The organism is Stenotrophomonas sp. SORGH_AS_0282, assembly GCF_030818125.1.
GTDB classification, from domain to species: domain Bacteria; phylum Pseudomonadota; class Gammaproteobacteria; order Xanthomonadales; family Xanthomonadaceae; genus Stenotrophomonas; species Stenotrophomonas rhizophila_A.
The window spans coordinates 1,150,329-1,168,127 of sequence record NZ_JAUTAB010000001.1 but is presented as its reverse complement, the minus strand read 5'-3'; the positions used below and the strand labels follow the sequence as shown (position 1 = coordinate 1,168,127).

Annotated in this window: 16 protein-coding genes; 8 read left to right on the top strand and 8 right to left on the bottom strand. The window is 67.5% G+C overall.

Going from position 1 to position 17,799, the window contains the following annotated elements:
- Nucleotides 1-31: 31 nt before the first annotated feature.
- The 6 genes from prpF to prpB all read right to left on the bottom strand — a co-directional run bounded on the left by prpF (nt 32) and on the right by prpB (nt 6,669).
- Entirely contained in the window at nt 32-1,222 is a 1,191-nt protein-coding gene (gene prpF / locus QE395_RS05000; RefSeq protein ID WP_249832936.1) for a 2-methylaconitate cis-trans isomerase PrpF, read from the bottom strand.
- Nucleotides 1,219-1,542: a type II toxin-antitoxin system RelE/ParE family toxin gene (locus QE395_RS04995; RefSeq protein ID WP_095364394.1), complete on the bottom strand. Its 324-nt coding sequence runs from the start codon at nt 1,540-1,542 to the stop codon at nt 1,219-1,221. Before QE395_RS04995 ends, prpF begins: the two co-directional genes overlap by 4 nt.
- Complete coding sequence (locus QE395_RS04990; protein ID WP_095364393.1) at nt 1,539-1,787, bottom strand: type II toxin-antitoxin system ParD family antitoxin; 249 nt, start codon at nt 1,785-1,787, stop codon at nt 1,539-1,541. The genes QE395_RS04995 and QE395_RS04990 overlap by 4 nt, the downstream gene beginning before the upstream one ends.
- A gap of 104 nt (nt 1,788-1,891) precedes the next feature.
- Nucleotides 1,892-4,507, bottom strand: a complete 2,616-nt coding sequence (gene acnD, locus QE395_RS04985; RefSeq protein ID WP_306987738.1) for a Fe/S-dependent 2-methylisocitrate dehydratase AcnD — start codon at nt 4,505-4,507, stop codon at nt 1,892-1,894.
- A 76-nt stretch (nt 4,508-4,583) separates the two neighbouring features.
- Nucleotides 4,584-5,741, bottom strand: coding sequence for a 2-methylcitrate synthase (gene prpC, locus QE395_RS04980; protein ID WP_068853668.1), 1,158 nt, complete (start codon nt 5,739-5,741; stop codon nt 4,584-4,586).
- 28 nt (nt 5,742-5,769) lie between these two features.
- Nucleotides 5,770-6,669: a methylisocitrate lyase gene (prpB, locus tag QE395_RS04975; protein WP_306990420.1), complete on the bottom strand. Its 900-nt coding sequence runs from the start codon at nt 6,667-6,669 to the stop codon at nt 5,770-5,772.
- Nucleotides 6,670-6,817: 148 nt separating this feature from the next.
- On the opposite strand from prpB, the gene prpR reads away from it, so the two are divergent.
- Nucleotides 6,818-8,422, top strand: coding sequence for a propionate catabolism operon regulatory protein PrpR (prpR, locus tag QE395_RS04970; protein WP_306987736.1), 1,605 nt, complete (start codon nt 6,818-6,820; stop codon nt 8,420-8,422).
- Nucleotides 8,423-8,884: 462 nt separating this feature from the next.
- Nucleotides 8,885-11,425, top strand: a complete 2,541-nt coding sequence (locus QE395_RS04965) for a hypothetical protein (protein WP_249832940.1) — start codon at nt 8,885-8,887, stop codon at nt 11,423-11,425.
- A gap of 7 nt (nt 11,426-11,432) precedes the next feature.
- Here QE395_RS04965 and pdxH read toward each other — a convergent pair whose 3' ends face one another.
- Entirely contained in the window at nt 11,433-12,032 is a 600-nt protein-coding gene (gene pdxH, locus QE395_RS04960; RefSeq protein WP_095364389.1) for a pyridoxamine 5'-phosphate oxidase, read from the bottom strand.
- Between the two features lie 42 nt (nt 12,033-12,074).
- On the opposite strand from pdxH, the gene QE395_RS04955 reads away from it, so the two are divergent.
- Nucleotides 12,075-12,896 (top strand): kinase, encoded by an 822-nt coding sequence (locus QE395_RS04955; RefSeq protein WP_210130857.1) that lies wholly within the window; start codon nt 12,075-12,077, stop codon nt 12,894-12,896.
- On the opposite strand, the gene QE395_RS04950 is transcribed toward QE395_RS04955, so the two are convergent.
- A complete protein-coding gene (locus QE395_RS04950; RefSeq protein ID WP_068853673.1) occupies nt 12,889-13,092 on the bottom strand; it encodes a dodecin family protein in 204 nt (67 codons plus the stop codon). The genes QE395_RS04955 and QE395_RS04950 overlap by 8 nt on opposite strands.
- Before the next feature lie 95 nt (nt 13,093-13,187).
- On the opposite strand from QE395_RS04950, the gene QE395_RS04945 reads away from it, so the two are divergent.
- From QE395_RS04945 to mdtD, 5 genes are all read left to right on the top strand, one after another.
- Nucleotides 13,188-13,730, top strand: coding sequence for a shikimate kinase (locus tag QE395_RS04945; RefSeq protein ID WP_093532846.1), 543 nt, complete (start codon nt 13,188-13,190; stop codon nt 13,728-13,730).
- Entirely contained in the window at nt 13,727-14,836 is a 1,110-nt protein-coding gene (gene aroB / locus QE395_RS04940; protein ID WP_249832941.1) for a 3-dehydroquinate synthase, read from the top strand. The genes QE395_RS04945 and aroB overlap by 4 nt, the downstream gene beginning before the upstream one ends.
- A 75-nt stretch (nt 14,837-14,911) precedes the next feature.
- Nucleotides 14,912-15,163 (top strand): WGR domain-containing protein, encoded by a 252-nt coding sequence (locus QE395_RS04935; protein ID WP_093532844.1) that lies wholly within the window; start codon nt 14,912-14,914, stop codon nt 15,161-15,163.
- A 51-nt stretch (nt 15,164-15,214) separates the two neighbouring features.
- Nucleotides 15,215-16,288, top strand: coding sequence for a uroporphyrinogen decarboxylase (gene hemE, locus QE395_RS04930; protein ID WP_068853677.1), 1,074 nt, complete (start codon nt 15,215-15,217; stop codon nt 16,286-16,288).
- A gap of 60 nt (nt 16,289-16,348) precedes the next feature.
- Nucleotides 16,349-17,752: a multidrug transporter subunit MdtD gene (gene mdtD / locus QE395_RS04925; RefSeq protein ID WP_093532867.1), complete on the top strand. Its 1,404-nt coding sequence runs from the start codon at nt 16,349-16,351 to the stop codon at nt 17,750-17,752.
- Nucleotides 17,753-17,799: the final 47 nt, after the last annotated feature.

Sequence of the window (17,799 nt, the reverse complement as noted above, 5' to 3'; positions counted from 1 at the left end):
TGGCGTGTCCCAGGTGGTGCGTACCGGGCGGTCAGACGGTCCCGGCCGGGACCCTTACCGCGCCTTCCATCAGCACCCGTGCGCTGCGACTCATGATCGCTTTGGTCACGGTCCACTGGCCATCGACCTGCGCCGCCTCCGCGCCCACACGCAGGGTTCCCGATGGATGCCCGAAGGTGACCGCGCCGCGCTCGCCGCCGCCGGCCGCCAAGTTCACCAGCGTGCCCGGAATGGAGGCAGCCGTGCCGATGGCCACCGCCGCGGTACCCATCATGGCGTGGTGCAGCTTGCCCATCGACAGCGCGCGGGCATGCAGGTCGATGTCGCCCGCCGCGATCTGCCTGCCACTGGAGGACACGTAGTCCTGCGCCGGGGCGACGAACGCAACCTTGGGCGTGTGCTGGCGGGTGGCAGCCTGGTCGATGCTGTCGATCAGGCCCATGCGCACTGCGCCGTGGGCGCGGATCGCCTCGAACCGGGCCAGCGCGGCCTTGTCCTCGTTGATCGCCGGCTGCAGCTCGGTACCGGTGTAGCCCAGGTCCGCCGCGTTGAGGAAGATCGTGGGAATGCCAGCGCTGATCATCGTCACCTGGAAGCTGCCCACGCCGGGCACGTCCAGCGTGTCGACCAGGTTGCCGGTGGGAAACATAGAACCGCCCTCGCCTTCGCCGTCGTCGGACGGATCGAGGAACTCCAGCGCGATCTCAGCGGCCGGGAAGGTCACCCCGTCCAGTTCGAAGTCGCCGATCTCCTGCACCTGCCCGTCCACCACCGGCACGTGGGCCAGGATGGTCTTGCCGATGTTGGCCTGCCAGATCCGCACCGTGCAGATACCGTTGCGTGGAACACGGGTCGGATCGATGAAACCGTTGCTGATCGCGAACGGTCCCACGGCGGTGCTGAGGTTGCCGCAGTTGCCGCTCCAGTCCACGAACGCGGTGTCGATCGAGACCTGCCCGTAGAGGTAATCCACGTCATGGTCGGGCACCGATGGCGCCGAGATGATCACGCACTTGCTGGTGCTGGAGGTCGCCCCGCCCATGCCGTCGGTGTGCTTGCCATAGGGATCGGGCGAACCGATCACGCGCATCAGCAGCGCATCACGCGCCGGACCTGGCTTCTGCGCGGCAAACGGCAGGTCCTGCTGGCGGAAGAACACACCCTTGCTGGTGCCACCGCGCATGTAGGTGGCGGGAATGCGGAGTTGGGGAAGATAGGTCATTGCGTATCCAATAGGGCATCAAGGCCGCGACGTGCATTCCAGATCCTGACGACACGGATGTGGTCGGCCAACGCTATGTAGTAGATGAGGTAGTCATCAAAACGACGAATGGGAAGGAAGCGCAGCGATCCTTCAGGAAGATCCAGGACACCATCGTGTCGGGTTGAGCCTGCTTCCGGGTGCCGCTCCAACAGTTCAACGGCTGCCTGAAGTGCATCGATGAAAGCCAGTTCCAGCGCCGTTCCGCCTGCGCCGGCGAACCACTGGGCCGCCTCGTCGGCGTCCTGGAGCGCGCGTGGATACCAACGGGAGGGCTTCATTTCCCGCTGCGCTCCTTGGCCCGCTCACGCATGCGATTGAAATGATCGGCTTCCAGCGGCTCTGCGGTTCCTGAGGCAAGGCCCTCTGCAACCAACTTGCGGAGCAGGTCTTCCGATTTGCTCCGCTGACGCTGGCGGATCAGGTCACGCACGTAATCGGAGGTACTGGAGTAGCCGCCTTCACTGACTTCTTCGTCGACAAACTGCTTGAGCGGGTCACTGAGCGAGATGTTCATCGTGGCCATGGGGGCCTCCTATGGCAATTCTTGCCATAGATGGTGCGCCTACAGCCACATGGCTGCAAGCGCACCCCCATTCATCCTTCAGATTCAGTAGAAACCACAGGATTTCACGCCACCTGCGAGGATTCCAGGAAGTCCTGCGCAAATCGCTGCAACACCCCGCCCGCTTCGTAGATCGAGACTTCTTCTGCAGTGTCCAGGCGGCAGGTGACCGGCACCCGCAGCTGTTCCCCGTCACGGCGGTTGATCACCAGGGTCAGCTCGGCGCGCGGCACGCGCTCACCGACCACGTCGAAGGTTTCGGTACCGTCGATCCCCAGCGACAGGCGGTTCACGCCCGGCTTGAACTCCAGCGGGAGTACGCCCATGCCGATCAGGTTGGTGCGATGGATGCGTTCGAAACCCTCGGCGGCGATGGCTTCCACGCCGGCCAGGCGCACGCCCTTGGCGGCCCAGTCGCGCGAGCTGCCCTGGCCGTAATCGGCACCGGCAATGATGATCAACGGTTGCTTGCGCTCCATATAGGTTTCGATCGCCTCCCACATGCGGGTGACCTTGCCTTCCGGCTCGATGCGCGCCAGCGAACCCTGCTTGACCTGGCCATCGACCACGGCCATTTCATTGATCAGCTTCGGGTTGGCGAAGGTGGCACGCTGCGCGGTGAGGTGGTCGCCGCGGTGGGTCGCGTAGGAATTGAAGTCCTCCTCGGGCAGGCCCATCTTCGCCAGGTACTCACCGGCGGCGCTGCTGGCCAGGATCGCATTGGACGGCGACAGGTGGTCGGTGGTGATGTTGTCGCCCAGCACCGCCAGCGCACGCATGCCGGTCAGCCCGCGCTCGCCGGCCAACGCACCCTCCCAGTACGGCGGGCGGCGGATGTAGGTGCTCTGCGGGCGCCAGTCGTACAGCGGGCTGATCGGCGCACCGTGTTCGACCTTGAAGGTGAACATCGGCTCATAGACCTGGCGGAACTGTTCCGGCTTGACGCTGGCAGCCACCACCGCGTCGATCTCGGCATCGCTCGGCCACAGGTCCTTGAGGGTGATCGCGCTGCCATCGGCGCGGAAGCCCAGCGCGTCCTTCTCGATGTCGAAGCGCACCGTGCCGGCAATGGCGTAGGCCACCACCAGCGGCGGCGAGGCCAGGAAGGCCTGCTTGGCATACGGATGGATGCGCCCGTCGAAGTTGCGGTTGCCCGACAGCACGGCGGTGGCGTACAGGTCGCGGTCGATCACTTCCTGCTGGATCTTCGGATCCAGCGCACCGCTCATGCCGTTGCAGGTGGTGCAGGCAAACCCGACGATGCCGAAGCCCATCTGTTCGAGGTCGCCGATCAGGCCGGCCTCTTCCAGGTACAGCTGGACGGCCTTGGAACCGGGTGCCAGCGAGCTCTTCACCCACGGCTTGCGGCTCAGACCGGCACGGTTGGCGTTGCGCGCCAGCAACGCGGCGGCAATCACGTTGCGCGGGTTGCTGGTGTTGGTACAGCTGGTAATGGCCGCGATGATCACCGCGCCGTCAGGCATCAGCCCCTGCTCCTGCTCGAGCTTCCCGGAGGCCAGCTTGGCTTCGTCGGCGATGCCGCGCGCGGCCAGTTCGCTGGTGGCCACCCGCTTGTGCGGGTTGGACGGGCCAGCCATGTTGCGCACCACACTGGACAGGTCGAACTGCAGCACGCGCTCGTAGCGCACCTGGCCCAGGTCGTCCGACCACAGGCCGGTCACCTTGGCGTAGGTTTCCACCAGCTGCACCTGGGTCTCTTCGCGGCCGGTCAGGCGCAGGTAGTCCAAGGTCTGCTGGTCAATCGAGAACATCGCGGCAGTGGCGCCGAACTCCGGGGTCATGTTGGAAATGGTGGCGCGGTCGCCGATGGTCAGCGCGGTGGCGCCTTCACCGTAAAACTCGATCCACGCCCCCACCACGCGCTCCTTGCGCAGGAACTCGGTCAGCGCCAGCACCAGGTCGGTACAGGTGATGCCCGGCTGCGGGCGACCGGTCAGCTCGACACCAATGATGTCCGGCAGACGCATCCACGAGGCGCGGCCGAGCATGACGTTCTCCGCTTCCAGGCCGCCGACGCCGATGGCGATCACGCCCAGCGCGTCCACGTGCGGGGTGTGGCTGTCGGTGCCCACGCAGGTATCGGGGAAGGCCACGCCATCGCGCACCTGGATCACCGGCGACATCTTCTCCAGGTTGATCTGGTGCATGATCCCGTTGCCTGGCGGAATCACATCGACGTTCTTGAACGCCTTCTTGGTCCAGTTGATGAAGTGGAAGCGGTCTTCGTTGCGGCGGTCTTCAACGGCGCGGTTCTTCTCGAACGCGGCCTTGTCGAAGCCTGGGTATTCCACCGCCAGCGAGTGATCCACGATCAGCTGGGTGGGTACCACCGGGTTGATCTGGGCCGGGTCGCCACCGGCGTCGGCAATGGCATCGCGCAGGCCGGCCAGGTCGACCAGCGCGGTCTGGCCGAGGATGTCATGGCACACCACGCGGGCCGGGTACCACGGGAAATCCAGGTCCTGGCGGCGCTCGATCAGCTGCCGCAGCGAGGCCTCCAGGGTGGCCGGGTCGCAGCGGCGCACCAGGTTTTCGGCCAGCACGCGCGAGGTGTACGGCAGCGTGGCATAGGCGCCCGGGGCGATCGCATCGACCGCCGCGCGGGTATCGAAATAGTCCAGCGCGGTGCCGGGTAGGGTCTTGCGGTAATCAGTGTTCATGGCTGGCGGTAGCTGCTTCTGTTTGGCGGGCCGTGCGGAAAATGCGGAAAGGCCGGCCCGTAGGCCGGCCCTTCGTTCAGCGGCGCTGGTCGATCGGCACGAAGGCCTGGTCTTCCGGGCCGGTGTAGTTGGCGCTGGGGCGGATGATCTTGCCGTCGATGCGCTGTTCGATCACGTGCGCGCTCCAGCCGGAGGTGCGGGCGATCACGAACAACGGGGTGAACATCGCGGTAGGCACGCCCATCATGTGGTAGCTGACGGCGCTGAACCAGTCCAGGTTGGGGAACATCTTCTTGATGTCCCACATCACCGATTCCAGGCGCTCGGCGATGTCGTACATCTTCAGGTTCTGCTGCTCGCTCGAGAGCTCGCGGGCCACGTCCTTGATCACGTTGTTGCGCGGATCACTGACGGTGTAGACCGGATGGCCGAAGCCGATCACCACTTCCTTGCGCTCGACGCGGGCCTTGATGTCGGCCTCGGCTTCGTCCGGGGAGTCATAGCGCTTCTGCACTTCGAACGCCACTTCATTGGCACCGCCGTGCTTCGGCCCGCGCAGCGCGCCGATGCCGCCGGTGATGCAGCTGTACATGTCGCTGCCGGTACCGGCGATGACGCGGCAGGTGAACGTCGAGGCGTTGAACTCGTGCTCGGCGTACAGGATCAGCGACGTGTGCATCGCCTTCACCCACGAATCCTGCGGCTTCTCGCCGTGCAGCAGGTGCAGGAAGTGGCCACCGATGGAATCGTCGTCGGTTTCCACGTCGATCGCGCGGCCGTTGTGGCTCCAGTGGTACCAGTACAGCAGCATCGAGCCCAGGCAGGCCATCAGCTTGTCGGCGATGTCGCGGGCACCGGGGTGGTTGTGGTCGTCTTTTTCCGGCGACACGCAGCCCAGCACGGAAACGCCGGTGCGCATCACGTCCATCGGGTGCGCCGACGGCGGCAGTTCTTCCAGCGCGGCCTTGACCGCGGCCGGGATGCCGCGCAGCGACTTCAGCTTGGCCTTGTAGGCGACCAGCTCGGCGCGGGTGGGCAGCTTGCCGTGCACCAACAGGTGGGCGATTTCCTCGAACTCGCTGGTGTTGGCCAGGTCCAGGATGTCATAGCCGCGGTAATGCAGGTCGTTGCCGCTGCGGCCGACGGTGCACAGGGCAGTGTTGCCGGCGGCGGTGCCCGACAGGGCGACGGACTTCTTCGGCTTGAAGCCGGGGGCGGTGGTTGCTTCGCTCATGATCCCTCCAGAAAACAATGGTGCGACGTTACTTCTTGGCGGCGAACAGCGCATCGAGCTGCTGCTCGAAGGCGTGGTAGCCGATACGGTCGTACAGTTCCTCGCGCGTCTGCATGCTGTCCACCACGTTCTTCTGGTGGCCGTCGCGGCGAATGGTCTCATACACGTTCTCGGCAGCCTTGTTGGCCGCACGGAACGCCGACAGCGGGAACAGCTGGATGGCCACGCCGGCCGAGGCCAGTTCATCGCGGCTGAACAGCGGGGTCTTGCCGAATTCGGTGATGTTGGCCAGTACCGGCACCTTCACTACGTCCACGAAGCGGCGGTAGGTGGCCAGGTCGTAGGCGGCCTCGGCGAAGATGCCGTCGGCACCGGCCTCCACGCAGGCGATGGCGCGCTCGATCGCGGCATCCACGCCGTCCACCTGGATGGCGTCGGTGCGCGCGATCAGGAAGAAATCCGGATCGGTCTTCGCATCGGCGGCCGCCTTGACCCGGTCCACCATCTCGCCCTGGGTGACGATCTCCTTGCCCGGCCGATGCCCGCAGCGCTTGGCGCCGACCTGGTCTTCGATATGGCAGGCGGCTGCGCCGGCCTTGATCAGCGATTTGACCGTGCGCGCGATGTTGAACGCGCTCGGGCCAAAGCCGGTGTCGATGTCGACCATCAGCGGCAGGTCGCACACGTCGGTGATGCGGCGCACGTCGATCAGCACATCTTCCAGGGTGTTGATGCCCAGGTCGGGCAGGCCCAGCGAGCCGGCCGCGACGCCGCCACCCGACAGGTAGATGGCACGGTAGCCGGCGCGCTGCGCCAGCAGGGCGTGGTTGGCGTTGATCGCCCCGATCACCTGCAGCGGCGATTCGGCGGCCAGCGCGGCGCGGAAACGGGCGCCGGCGGAGGAAACAGGGGTGCTCATGGGCAACATTCCATCGTGGTTGTCGGGTAACAGGCGCAAGGCGCGTGCCAACTCGCAAGTGATTGATTCCACTGGCTTGGCCGTCGCCCCGGCTTGTTTCACTTTGAAACATTGAAACGGATGTAACATGGATGGAACTGAAACACGGTACCCGACGATGTCCATCCGCCTGCCCCGCCCCCGCCTGCCCGATCTGGATCCCGGCGCCCTGCCGGTGATCTGGACGGTGAGCGTGTCGCGCCTGACCGGCCTGCTCGGCGACGTCATCCCGGAGTTCGACCGCCGCGCGCGGATCGTCCCCATCAACCTCGGCTTTGAAGAGGCGGTGGACGTGATCGGCCAGCGCCTGCGTCGCGAGCATTGCGATGTGGTCATTGCAGGCGGCTCCAACGCCGCCTACCTGCGCAGCCGCCTGGAGGTACCACTGGTACCGATCCAGGCCAACGGCTTCGACCTGATGGAAGCACTCGCCCGGGCGCGGCGGATCGCATCCAGGATCGGGCTGGTTACCCACGCCACCGACGTGCCCAGTTTCGGCAGCTTCCAGCACAGCTTCGGGCTGGATATCGAACACCGCCGCTTCGTCACCCGCGAAGATGCGCGCGACTGCATCGCCGACATGCGTGCCAACGGCATCGAGGTGATCGTCGGCACCGGCATGGCCATCGACCACGCCGAACGCGTGGGCCTGCCCGGCGTGCTGCTGTACTCGGCCGATTCGGTGCGCCAGGCCTTCGAACACGCGCTGGAACTGACCCAGACCCTGGCCCGCTCCGGCGTGGCCGCACCGCGCCGGCGTGCCCCTGCCCGCTCGCGCCCCACCGATCAGCGCCTGCTCGGCGAAAGCCCTTCGATGCAGCAGGTGCGCGAGCGCATTGCCTTGTATGCCCCGCACGACAGCACCGTGCTGGTTACCGGCGCCACCGGCACCGGCAAGGAACTGGTCGCCCGGCAGCTGCACGCCGCCAGTGGCCGCAGAGGCCGCTTCGTGGCGCTCAACTGCGGGGCAATCAGTGAGTCGCTGCTGGAAGCGGAACTGTTCGGCTACACCGAAGGCGCCTTCACTGGCGCGCGGCGTGGTGGACGGGTCGGCCTGGTAGAAGCTGCCGATGGCGGCACGTTGTTCCTGGACGAAATCGGCGAGCTGCCGTTGCCGCTGCAGACGCGTCTGTTGCGGGTCCTGGAAGAGCGCGAAGTGCTGCGGGTCGGTGCGACTGAACCCACCCCGGTGGATGTGCGCGTGGTGGCGGCCACCCTGCAGACGCTGGAATCGCTGGTGGACGCGCAGCGCTTCCGGCGCGACCTCTACTACCGCCTGGCCGCGCTGCGGATTGCACTCCCTACCCTGCGCGAGCGCCCGCAGGACGTGCCGATGCTGCTGGAGCACTTCTTCCGGCAGTTGGGCCAGCGCCCGTCGCCGCTGGATGCGGCCGCCACCGAGCGCCTGTGCGGGTATGCCTGGCCGGGCAACGTGCGTGAACTGCGCAACCTGGTTGACCGCCTGCGCATCCACTGGCGGATCGACCAGGGTGCATTGAGCCTGGCACAGCTGCAGTCTTGGCTGCCCGAACTTCTGCCGGCTTCGGGCGGCGCTGTCGTGCCCGACAGCGCCGCGTTGCATGCCGGCCCTGCGCCCGCACGCCCCTCGCCAGCAACCCTGCAACAGTGGCTGGTCGAACATCAGGGCAACCGGGAGCAACTGGCCGCACAGCTGGGCGTATCGCGCACGACGCTGTGGCGTTGGCTGCGGCACCCCGTTTGACCAACGCCGCTCATCGCGTTTCGCGCATCCAGCGCCTGCCACGACATCCCTGATACGCAAAGCAGGCTTCAACCGACAACGCATTAGGGAAACTCCTAAAGCCAAATTCGGATTTCCGGTTGTGCGACATGTTCATCATTTCGTCTGCTGCATGGGCAGGAACTGACAGCGCGGGACATGGAGGGTGGTCGCATGCGTCCGGCCGCGACATCACCGCGCAGGGCGCATCGGGCGGTTTGAAGCCCGGATTTCCCGCCATACCAGGCCTTGCCGCCCGGTTCCGATGCACGAGGACCGATACACGCCATCGATGACGTCAAGAGGAAGAAAGTTTCGATGGCCCGCGCAGGAGGTTCATCAACGGAAACCCCCGGTGAACTGTCTGCGAATACTGCAATGTCCAACGGCCCGCCGCACGGCTAGGTTCCAGAGCGAGGATCCGCCCACCACCGAGGACACCGCATGTTCCCAGCAACTCACGCCAGGCCCCTTTCCACCCTCGTCACCCGCGCCACCGCGCTGGCCCTGCGCAGGCCGCGCGATGCCGCGGCGGGCCCGACCCGGGCCATCCCGCTGACCGGTATCAGCAACCACGCGACCCGGCCGCAGCCCGCACCCGCCCGCGTATCGCGGATGCCCGCTTCAGCGTCCAACACCGACCAGGAGCGGGAGGATGCACCCAGCGCACCCGGGCCCACCGAGCATGCACTGGTCGTGCTCAGCGGCCAGATCCATGCCCTGCTGGCGCAGTGCCGCGCCGAAGCGCCTGCGGATTTTGCCAACGCACTGGAGGTGCTGGACCTGGACCCACGCGAGCCGTTGGCCCGCAAGCAGAGCAGCGCGCTGCTGCGTGCGATCAAGCGCCTGCCCAACGGCCGCCATGTCCCCGAACGGCAGAAGGCACTGCGAGCGGCGCTGTACGACCTGACCCGCGCAGCACGCGCCGAGGCGATGCTGCACGAGCAGATCGCACGCCACACCGAGCGCGAACGCATCAACGCGCTGCCGGGTTCGCAGCGCAGCGCCGGCACCGGCGGCATGCTGGGCGTGCGCTTAGGGTTGCCCAGCGGCGTGCATGCCGGCGCGGCGGCCGGTGCACGCCAGGAATCCAGCGTGGCCACCTTCGACGACCTGACGGTCGCCACCATCCGCAGCGCGACGGTAAGTGCTGAAGCCGGCGCCCAGGCCACCGTCGCACCCGGGGTAGGCGTGGAAGGCAGACTGAGCGGCTACTCGACCGAAGGCGATGCGGACATCTCCATGTCGATGCGCACCCGCGTGCTGCGCCTGGCGCATGCATCGGTCGCCCGCCGGTTGGGCGGCAACGTCCTGCAGCGCGCGTTCAAGCGCGTGACCGAGCCACGTCGCGACCGCTACGACGAGCGCACCAGCCGCGCAATGGCCTTGCAGTCGACGCTGCCGGTCCTGCTCGGCAAGCAGGCCGTGGCGCAGCCACTGGCATTCGGCAAGCGCGGCCTGTTGATCACCGCCGGCATGACCACCCATGGCGGCGCGCTGGCCGCCAGTGCCGGCTATGGGCTGGGCCAGCTCGGCGCCACCGCTGCGGCCAATCGCACGGTACTGCGGGCGGCGCTGCCGACCCGGCTGACCGAGCTCGGCGAAGACGGCCTGCCTGCCAGCAAAGATCCCGGCATCCGCACCGTTCTGGAAGCGCGCGTAGCGCATCTGGTGGGCAACCAGCCCCGTTCGCACGCGCTGCAGATCGTCCAGGAGATCATGGCGTCGCCGCGCGCCCCGGATACCCTTGAAAGACGACAGAAGGCCGTGGCACATCTCGGCGTTGCGTACGATCACCTGCAGGCGCTGGCCGACCTGTCGTTGCGTGCGCCGGCGCAGGCACGCGCGCCGCTGGCGTCACTGGCACGCGACTGGGGCGGCAGCACCGCAGCGCCCGAACCGGTGATGATCGCCCTGCTCGACACGCTCGCCTGGCTGCAGGCGGTGCCGGCACCCGACACCCGCGCAGCGGCAGCGCATGCGGATTGGACCCGCCTGCAGCGCAGCGTGCAGGCCCAAGCGCGGCGCATCCACGATACCCCCATGCCGCACGACCGCGCATGGGTCTATCGGGCAACCCATGCGTTCCGTGAGCAGATCCAGAAAATCGACACACTCAGTGGCAGCCTGTCGCTCTCGGCGACGCTGCCCCTGCTCACGGCCACCGGAGGGGTGAAATTTGCACGCCACGTCCGACAGGATCCGGATCCGTTGCGTGCGGGCGATTACCTGGAACTGACCTTCGAAGCGCATCTCGCACCCGCGCTTGGCACGATCCTGCGCGAAGTCGAACGACAGCTGCCGGACTGGGGCGCGCTGCCATTGCGCGAGGCTGAAGCGCTCACTACCCCGCTGTCGGCCGAACTCGGGGTCAACGCCACCGCCCAGTGCATGGTGCGATTCTTCCGGCCGTCGTACCAGACCGACCCGGATTTCCCCGCCTCCGCGCGCGGCAATCACCTGCACGCGGTGCGCGTGGCCACGGGCACCGCGCAGACGGTGGATCTGACCGTGCCGGTCCCCGTGCTGCCGGGGCTGTCGCCCACCCTGTCGGTGCAGCACAGCCGCGCCAGCCGGTTTACCCGCTACGACCGCCTGGGCGAAGGCACGCTGACCAGCGCGCTGATGCGGTACCTGTCGCTGAGCTCGGCTACCCAGCCACGTCCCGAAACGTGGGCGGCGTTGCTGGACTCGCATGGCGCCGACCTGGACCGGTTGGCCGAAGCGCTCACCGACCCCCGCTCGGTGCCCGCGCTCGAAGCGCGCTACTGGCTTCAGCGTGAGCCCACGTCCACCATGGGCGGTGCCACCACCCGCCGCGAAAACGCGGATACCAGCACGCTGGATGCCTTCACGCAGGCAGCCGATGCCGAAACCCGGCGCGCCCAGCTGTATGCGCTGTTCGAAGCGGTCGGGGCCATCACCACCCGGCAGAAGGCGATGTCGTCACTGATCGGCGCATTGACCCTGCCGGTGGTCGGTTGAGCAGCGCTTACGGGTACAGCAGGCGCTTGCACCACTGCCCGTTGGCATCGATCTCGTAGCACCAGCGCTCGTGCAGGCGGAACTGCGCGCCGTACCAGAACTCGATCCGGCGCGGCACCACCCGCAGCCCGCTCCAGCCGTCCGGCCGCGGAACATCGCGGCCGGCGAAGCTGGCTTCGGCAGTGGCCACGCGCGTATCGAATTCCTCGCGCGAGGCCAGCGTGCGTGACTGCAGCGACGCCCACGCGCCGATCTGGCTCAGGCGCGGACGCGAGGCAAAGTACGCGTCGGCTTCTTCGTTGCTGACCTGTTCCACGGTGCCTTCGATGCGCACCTGGATGCCGGCCTCGCGCAGGCTGCGCCACAGGAACAGCAGCGCGGCGTGCGGGTTGGCCTGCAGCTCGCGGCCCTTGTGGCTGTCCAGATGCGTGTAGAACACGAAACCGCGGTCATCGAAGGCTTTCAGCAGTACCGTTCGCGCCGAGGGGACGCCGGTGGCGGTGGCGGTGGCCACGGTCATTGCGTTGGGTTCGATTTCAGCGCTGCCTTTGGCTTCGTCGTACAACGCGGCGAAGGTGGACAGGGCTTCAGCGTAGAGATCGGTCATGGTCGGCTTCTTTGCGGCTCGGTTTGGGTTTATTGTCACCGCATGCCCGTTGCTGCGTACATTCCCCGGAACAAGGGTTTCCCCGATGCACTGGTCGCGCAGGCGCTGGATGATGCGTTGGCCGTGACGGCCACGGTGCCAGTATTGGCCATCAGCGGCCTGCAGGGCAGCGGCAAATCGACGCTGGCCGCCCAAGTGGTGGGCCTGGCCCAGCAACGCGGGCTGCGCGCGGCGGCATTGTCCATCGATGACTTCTACCTCACCCGTGCCCAACGCCAACGCCTGGCGCGCCAGGTGCACCCGCTGCTGCTGACCCGTGGGCCACCCGGCACGCATGACCTGCCGCTTGCCCATGCCACGCTGGAGGCGATCACCGCGCGACAGCCGGTGGCGCTGCCGCGCTTTGACAAACTTGCCGACGAACGCGTGCCGGCGGCGCAATGGCCGCAGTGTCACGAACCACTGGACCTGCTGGTGTTCGAGGGCTGGTTCCTGGGCACGCCGGCGCAGGCCGATAGCGAACTGGACACCCCGCTCAATGCGCTCGAACGTGAGGCCGACGCCGATGGCCGCTGGCGCCGCTGGTGCAACCAGGCCCTTGCCGGACAGTATCCGGCGTTGTGGCAGCGCTGTGACCGGCTGTGGTTCCTGCAGCCGCCGGATTTCGCGGTGGTGCCGCGCTGGCGCTGGCAGCAGGAGCAGAACCTGCAGGCCGCCCAGCCCGAGCGCAGCAGCATGAGCCGCGCCCAGCTGGAGCGGTTCGTGCAGTACTACGAGCGGGTCAGCCGGCAGGCGCTGCGCACGCTGCCGGCGCTGGCCGACCGCGTGGTGGTGCTGGATGAACAGCGCCGGATCGTCAGCTGACCAGGAAGGTCACGCGCAGGTTGACCCTCCACTCGGTGATGTTGCCCTGGCCGTCGGTGACCACCTTGGTCTCGTTGATCCACGCCCCCTGGATGCCCTTGACCGTTTCGGACACTTTCTTGAGGCCGCTGCGGACTGCGTCTTCGACGCTGGTGGGCGAGGAGGCATTGATCTCGATGATTTTGGCCACTGACATGGGCGTACTCCGGCTGCGCGCGGGACATTCCGCACCGCCCACCATGGGGTCCGGGACGTAAAGGCGGCGACACGGAGGTGTTAGCATTCCGGGTAATGAATCCCGCTCCGAACCTGATCCTGATTGGCCCGATGGGCGCCGGCAAGACCTGCATCGGCCGCCGCTTGGCCGAGCGCTTCACGCTGGAATTCGTCGATGCCGACCAGGCCATCGTCGACGCGGCCGGGGCCAGTATTCCGACCATCTTCGAGCACTCGGGCGAGGCCGGCTTCCGCCAGCACGAACGCCAGGTGCTGCAGCAGCTGCTGGCCGGGAAGGGGCAGCTGATCTCCACCGGCGGTGGCGCCGTTCTCGATGCCGGCAACCGCGAGGCGATCGCACGGCGCGGCTTCGTGGTCTACCTGCGGGTGAGCGTGCCGGCCCAGCTGGAGCGGCTGGCGCGCGACCGCGGCCGCCCCCTGCTGCAGCGGCCCGACCGCGAGCAGGTGCTGCACGAGATGGCGAGCCTGCGCGACCCGCTGTACCAGGGCCTGGCCGACCTTACCCTCGATACCGATCTGTACACGCCCAGCGAGGCAACCGCGCAGCTGGTGCTGCGCCTGGCCTCGCAATGGCAGCGACTGGAACCTTCCGCATGACCGCCTCCCCCCGCACCGTCGCCGTTGGCGGCGATACCCCCTACACCATCCATATCGGCCCGGGCCTGCTTGGCCAGGGCGAACTGCTGGCGCGCCACGTGCGCGGCCGCCACGTGCTGCTGCTCAGCGATTCGTCCGTCGCCCCGCTGTACCTGGCCGGGGTCAAGCAGGCACTGCTGGACGCACGCGCCGAGCTGCTGATCGGCGAACTGGTGCTGCCGGCTGGCGAAGCCTCCAAGACGATGGCCAACTTCGGCGCGGCGATCACCGCGTTGGCATCGCTGGGCGCCACCCGCGATGCGTGCGTGATGGCCCTGGGCGGCGGCGTGGCCGGCGACCTGGGCGGGTTTGCCGCAGCCTGCTGGATGCGCGGGGTGGACTGCGTGCAGCTGCCGACCTCGCTGCTGGCGATGGTCGACTCGTCGGTCGGCGGCAAGACCGCAGTGGATATTCCCGAAGGCAAGAACCTGGTGGGCGCCTTCCACCCGCCGCGCGCGGTGATCGCCGATACATCCGCGCTGCGTACCCTGCCGGCGCGTGAACTGCGCGCCGGCCTGGCCGAGGTGATCAAGTACGGCGCGATCCGCGACCCGCTGTTCTTCCAGTGGCTGCAGGCCGAACATGCCGCGCTGCTGGCCGGCGACGATGCGGCGCTGGCCCAGGCCATCGCGCGCAGCTGCGAACACAAGGCTGAGGTCGTCGCGCGCGATCCGCTCGAGCGCGGCGAGCGCGCGCTGCTGAACCTGGGCCACACCTTTGGCCATGCAATCGAGACCGAGCAGGGCTACGGCGCGCCAGGCAACGACAACCTCAACCATGGCGAAGCGGTGGCGGTGGGCATGGTGCTGGCTGCGCGGCTGTCGGCCCAGCTGGGCATGAGCCACGACGACGACACCACCCGCCTGCGCGAGCTGCTGCTGCGTTACGAGCTTCCGGTTGCCATTCCGGCCGGCCTGGCGCCCGAGGCACTGCTGGCGCGCATGCGGCTGGACAAGAAGAACGTGGCCGGGCGCCTGCGCCTGGTGCTGTGGCGGGGCATCGGCCGCGCCGAGGTAGTGGCCGACGTGGACGAGGCCGACGTGCTGCGCGTGCTGGCCACCGGCTGAGCCGCGACCGTCTGTCGCGCCCGCCCCGCGGGCCGGTGACGGCCGTGTTGCCGGTTCGCGGCTACAATCGCGGCCATGCGCATCTTCCTGCAGCAACCTGTCAACGGCACCGATCCGACCGGCTACCTCCAGCTCACCCTGCAACCGGACCTGTTCGGCGGCTGGGAGCTGCTGCGCGAGTCGGGCCAGGTCGGCAGGCACGCCAAGCTGCACCGCCAGTTCTTCGCGGAACAGGCCGAGGCAGAAGCCGCGTTTGAAAAGGCGCGCGATACCGAGCTCAAGCGCGGTTACCAGATCACCTATACCAGCGGTGTGCCGCCGCGCTGAGCGGCCCGCCTCCCCCTGGCCCTGCGCCACCCGATTCCAAGGAAGCAACCCGTGACCAGCCCCTCCCGCCACGATCGCCTGCTGCGCGCCCTGCGCCGCGAACCGGTGGACTGCACCCCCGTCTGGCTGATGCGCCAGGCTGGCCGCTACCTGCCCGAATACCGCGCCACCCGCGCCAAGGCCGGCAGCTTCCTGGCCATGGCCAAGAACCCGGAAATCGCCTGCGAAGTCACCCTGCAGCCGCTGCGCCGGTTCGACCTGGACGCGGCGATCCTGTTCTCGGACATCCTGACCATTCCCGATGCGATGGGCCTGGAGCTGTACTTCGTCGAAGGCGAGGGCCCGAAGTTCCGCCACCCGGTCCGCGATACTGCCGCCATCGCCAGGCTGGCGGTGCCGGACATGGAAACCGATCTGCGCTACGTGATGGATGCGGTGCGCGTGATCCGCCGTGAGCTGGACGGCCGCGTGCCGCTGATCGGTTTCTCCGGCAGCCCGTGGACGCTGGCCTGCTACATGGTCGAAGGCGGCGGCAGCAAGGATTTCGCACGCATCAAGGCGATGGCACTGAACGAGCCGGCCGCACTGCACCAGCTGCTGTCGGTGGTGACCGATGCGGTGGTTGCCTACCTGGCTGCCCAGCGCGCGGCCGGCGCGCAGGTGCTGCAGGTGTTCGATACCTGGGGCGGCGTGCTCAGCCCGTCCATGTACCGCGAGTTCTCACTGCGCTACCTGACCCGCATCGCGCGTGAACTGGAGCGCGGCGACGGTGACCAGCGCACCCCGCTGATCCTGTTCGGCAAGGGTACCGGCCTGCACCTGGCCGACCTGGCCGACACCGGCGCCGATGCGCTGGGCGTGGACTGGACGCTGGACCTGGCCGACGCGGCAGCGCGCACCGGCGGCCGCGTGGCGCTGCAGGGCAATCTGGATCCGGCCACGTTGTACGGCAACCCGGAGGCGATCGAACGTGCCGCCGGGCAGGTGCTGGACAGCTATGCGCGCGGCAATGGCGGTTCCCGCGAGGGCCACGTGTTCAATCTTGGCCACGGCATGTCGCCGGACATGAATCCCGAACACGTGCAGGTACTTGTCGAGGCGGTGCACCGGTTGAGCGCGCGCTGACGGCCCGGCATACACACCCCCCGTGCGATCATGTGCACCTCGTTGATGAAGGTGCACACGATGACGACCCCCAGCTACGCCTCGTTCCGGCCCCTGTTGTGGCTGGTGTCGCTGGCGATCTTCATGCAGATGCTGGATTCGACCATCGTCAACACCGCCCTGCCCGCCATGGCCCGCAGCCTGGGTGAAAGCCCGCTGCAGATGCAGTCGGTGGTGTTCAGCTACGCGCTGGCGGTGGCTACCTTCATTCCCGCCTCCGGCTGGATCGCCGACCGCTTCGGTACCCGCCGCACGTTCCTGGCGGCGATCATCCTGTTCACCCTCGGTTCGCTCGCCTGCGCGCTGGCGCAGACCCTGCACCAGCTGGTTGCCGCCCGCGTGCTGCAGGGCGTGGGCGGCGCCATGCTGCTGCCGGTCGGGCGCCTGGCGGTGATGCGCTCGGTGTCCCGCGAACAGTTCCTGCGCGCCATGAGTTTCATCGCCATCCCTGCGCTGGTGGGGCCCCTGATCGGCCCCACCCTGGGCGGCTGGCTGGTGGAAGTGGCGTCCTGGCACTGGGTGTTCCTGATCAACCTGCCCATCGGCGTGATCGGCTACGTGGCCGCGCTGAAGATCATGCCCGACCACTACGCCGAACACCGTACCCGCTTCGATATCGCCGGCTACCTGATGCTGGCGTTCGGCATGGTGGTGCTGTCGCTGGCGCTGGATGGCATCTCCGGCATGGCCACCCCGCACGCGCTGGTGATGTTGATGACCGTGGCCGGGCTGGCTGCGCTGGTCGGCTACTGGCTGCATGCGGCCAACTCCACCGCGCCGCTGTTTTCGCTGGCGCTGTTCCACGTGCCCAGCTACCGCATCGGTATCCTCGGCAACCTGTTTTCGCGGATCGGCAGCAGCGCCATGCCGTTGCTGATCCCCCTGCTGCTGCAGGTGGGCATGGGCATGAGCCCGATGAACGCCGGGCTGTTGATGATTCCCGTAGCGGCCGCCGGCATGCTGTCCAAGCGCTACGCGGTCAAACTGGTGGAACGTTTCGGCTATCGCCGGGTGCTGATGGTCAACACCGTGCTGGTCGGATTGGCCATGGCCAGTTTCATCTTCATGGTGCCCGGCCAGCCGATGTGGCTGCGCGTGGTGCAGCTGGCGGTGTTCGGCGCGGTCAATTCGTTGCAGTTCACCGTGATGAACACCGTGACCCTGCGTGACCTGGACCGTGATTTCGCCAGCTCGGGCAACAGCCTGCTGTCGATGGTGATGATGCTGGCCACCGGCTTCGGCGCCGCGGCCGCGGGCAGCCTGCTGGCCGCGTTCGAGCACCTGGACACCCTGCACGGCGCCACCGCTGCACTGCACGCCACGTTCGTGTGCGTGGGCGCGATCACGCTCACCTCCACCGTCATCTTCTGGCAGCTGCCCGACGCCCGCCCCTCTCCCCGGGATGTGGAAGAGGTCGCAGAATAGGCGACCTCGGTAGCAGCGGACCGTTGGTCCGATGACATTTTATGGCC

Coding starts and splice junctions, on each gene's coding strand:
- prpF (WP_249832936.1), bottom strand. CDS start 1,222: ATGACCTATCTTCCCCAACTCCGCATTCCCGCCACCTACATGCGCGGT.
- QE395_RS04995 (WP_095364394.1), bottom strand. CDS start 1,542: ATGAAGCCCTCCCGTTGGTATCCACGCGCGCTCCAGGACGCCGACGAG.
- QE395_RS04990 (WP_095364393.1), bottom strand. CDS start 1,787: ATGGCCACGATGAACATCTCGCTCAGTGACCCGCTCAAGCAGTTTGTC.
- acnD (WP_306987738.1), bottom strand. CDS start 4,507: ATGAACACTGATTACCGCAAGACCCTACCCGGCACCGCGCTGGACTAT.
- prpC (WP_068853668.1), bottom strand. CDS start 5,741: ATGAGCGAAGCAACCACCGCCCCCGGCTTCAAGCCGAAGAAGTCCGTC.
- prpB (WP_306990420.1), bottom strand. CDS start 6,669: ATGTTGCCCATGAGCACCCCTGTTTCCTCCGCCGGCGCCCGTTTCCGC.
- prpR (WP_306987736.1), top strand. CDS start 6,818: ATGTCCATCCGCCTGCCCCGCCCCCGCCTGCCCGATCTGGATCCCGGC.
- QE395_RS04965 (WP_249832940.1), top strand. CDS start 8,885: ATGTTCCCAGCAACTCACGCCAGGCCCCTTTCCACCCTCGTCACCCGC.
- pdxH (WP_095364389.1), bottom strand. CDS start 12,032: ATGACCGATCTCTACGCTGAAGCCCTGTCCACCTTCGCCGCGTTGTAC.
- QE395_RS04955 (WP_210130857.1), top strand. CDS start 12,075: ATGCCCGTTGCTGCGTACATTCCCCGGAACAAGGGTTTCCCCGATGCA.
- QE395_RS04950 (WP_068853673.1), bottom strand. CDS start 13,092: ATGTCAGTGGCCAAAATCATCGAGATCAATGCCTCCTCGCCCACCAGC.
- QE395_RS04945 (WP_093532846.1), top strand. CDS start 13,188: ATGAATCCCGCTCCGAACCTGATCCTGATTGGCCCGATGGGCGCCGGC.
- aroB (WP_249832941.1), top strand. CDS start 13,727: ATGACCGCCTCCCCCCGCACCGTCGCCGTTGGCGGCGATACCCCCTAC.
- QE395_RS04935 (WP_093532844.1), top strand. CDS start 14,912: ATGCGCATCTTCCTGCAGCAACCTGTCAACGGCACCGATCCGACCGGC.
- mdtD (WP_093532867.1), top strand. CDS start 16,349: ATGACGACCCCCAGCTACGCCTCGTTCCGGCCCCTGTTGTGGCTGGTG.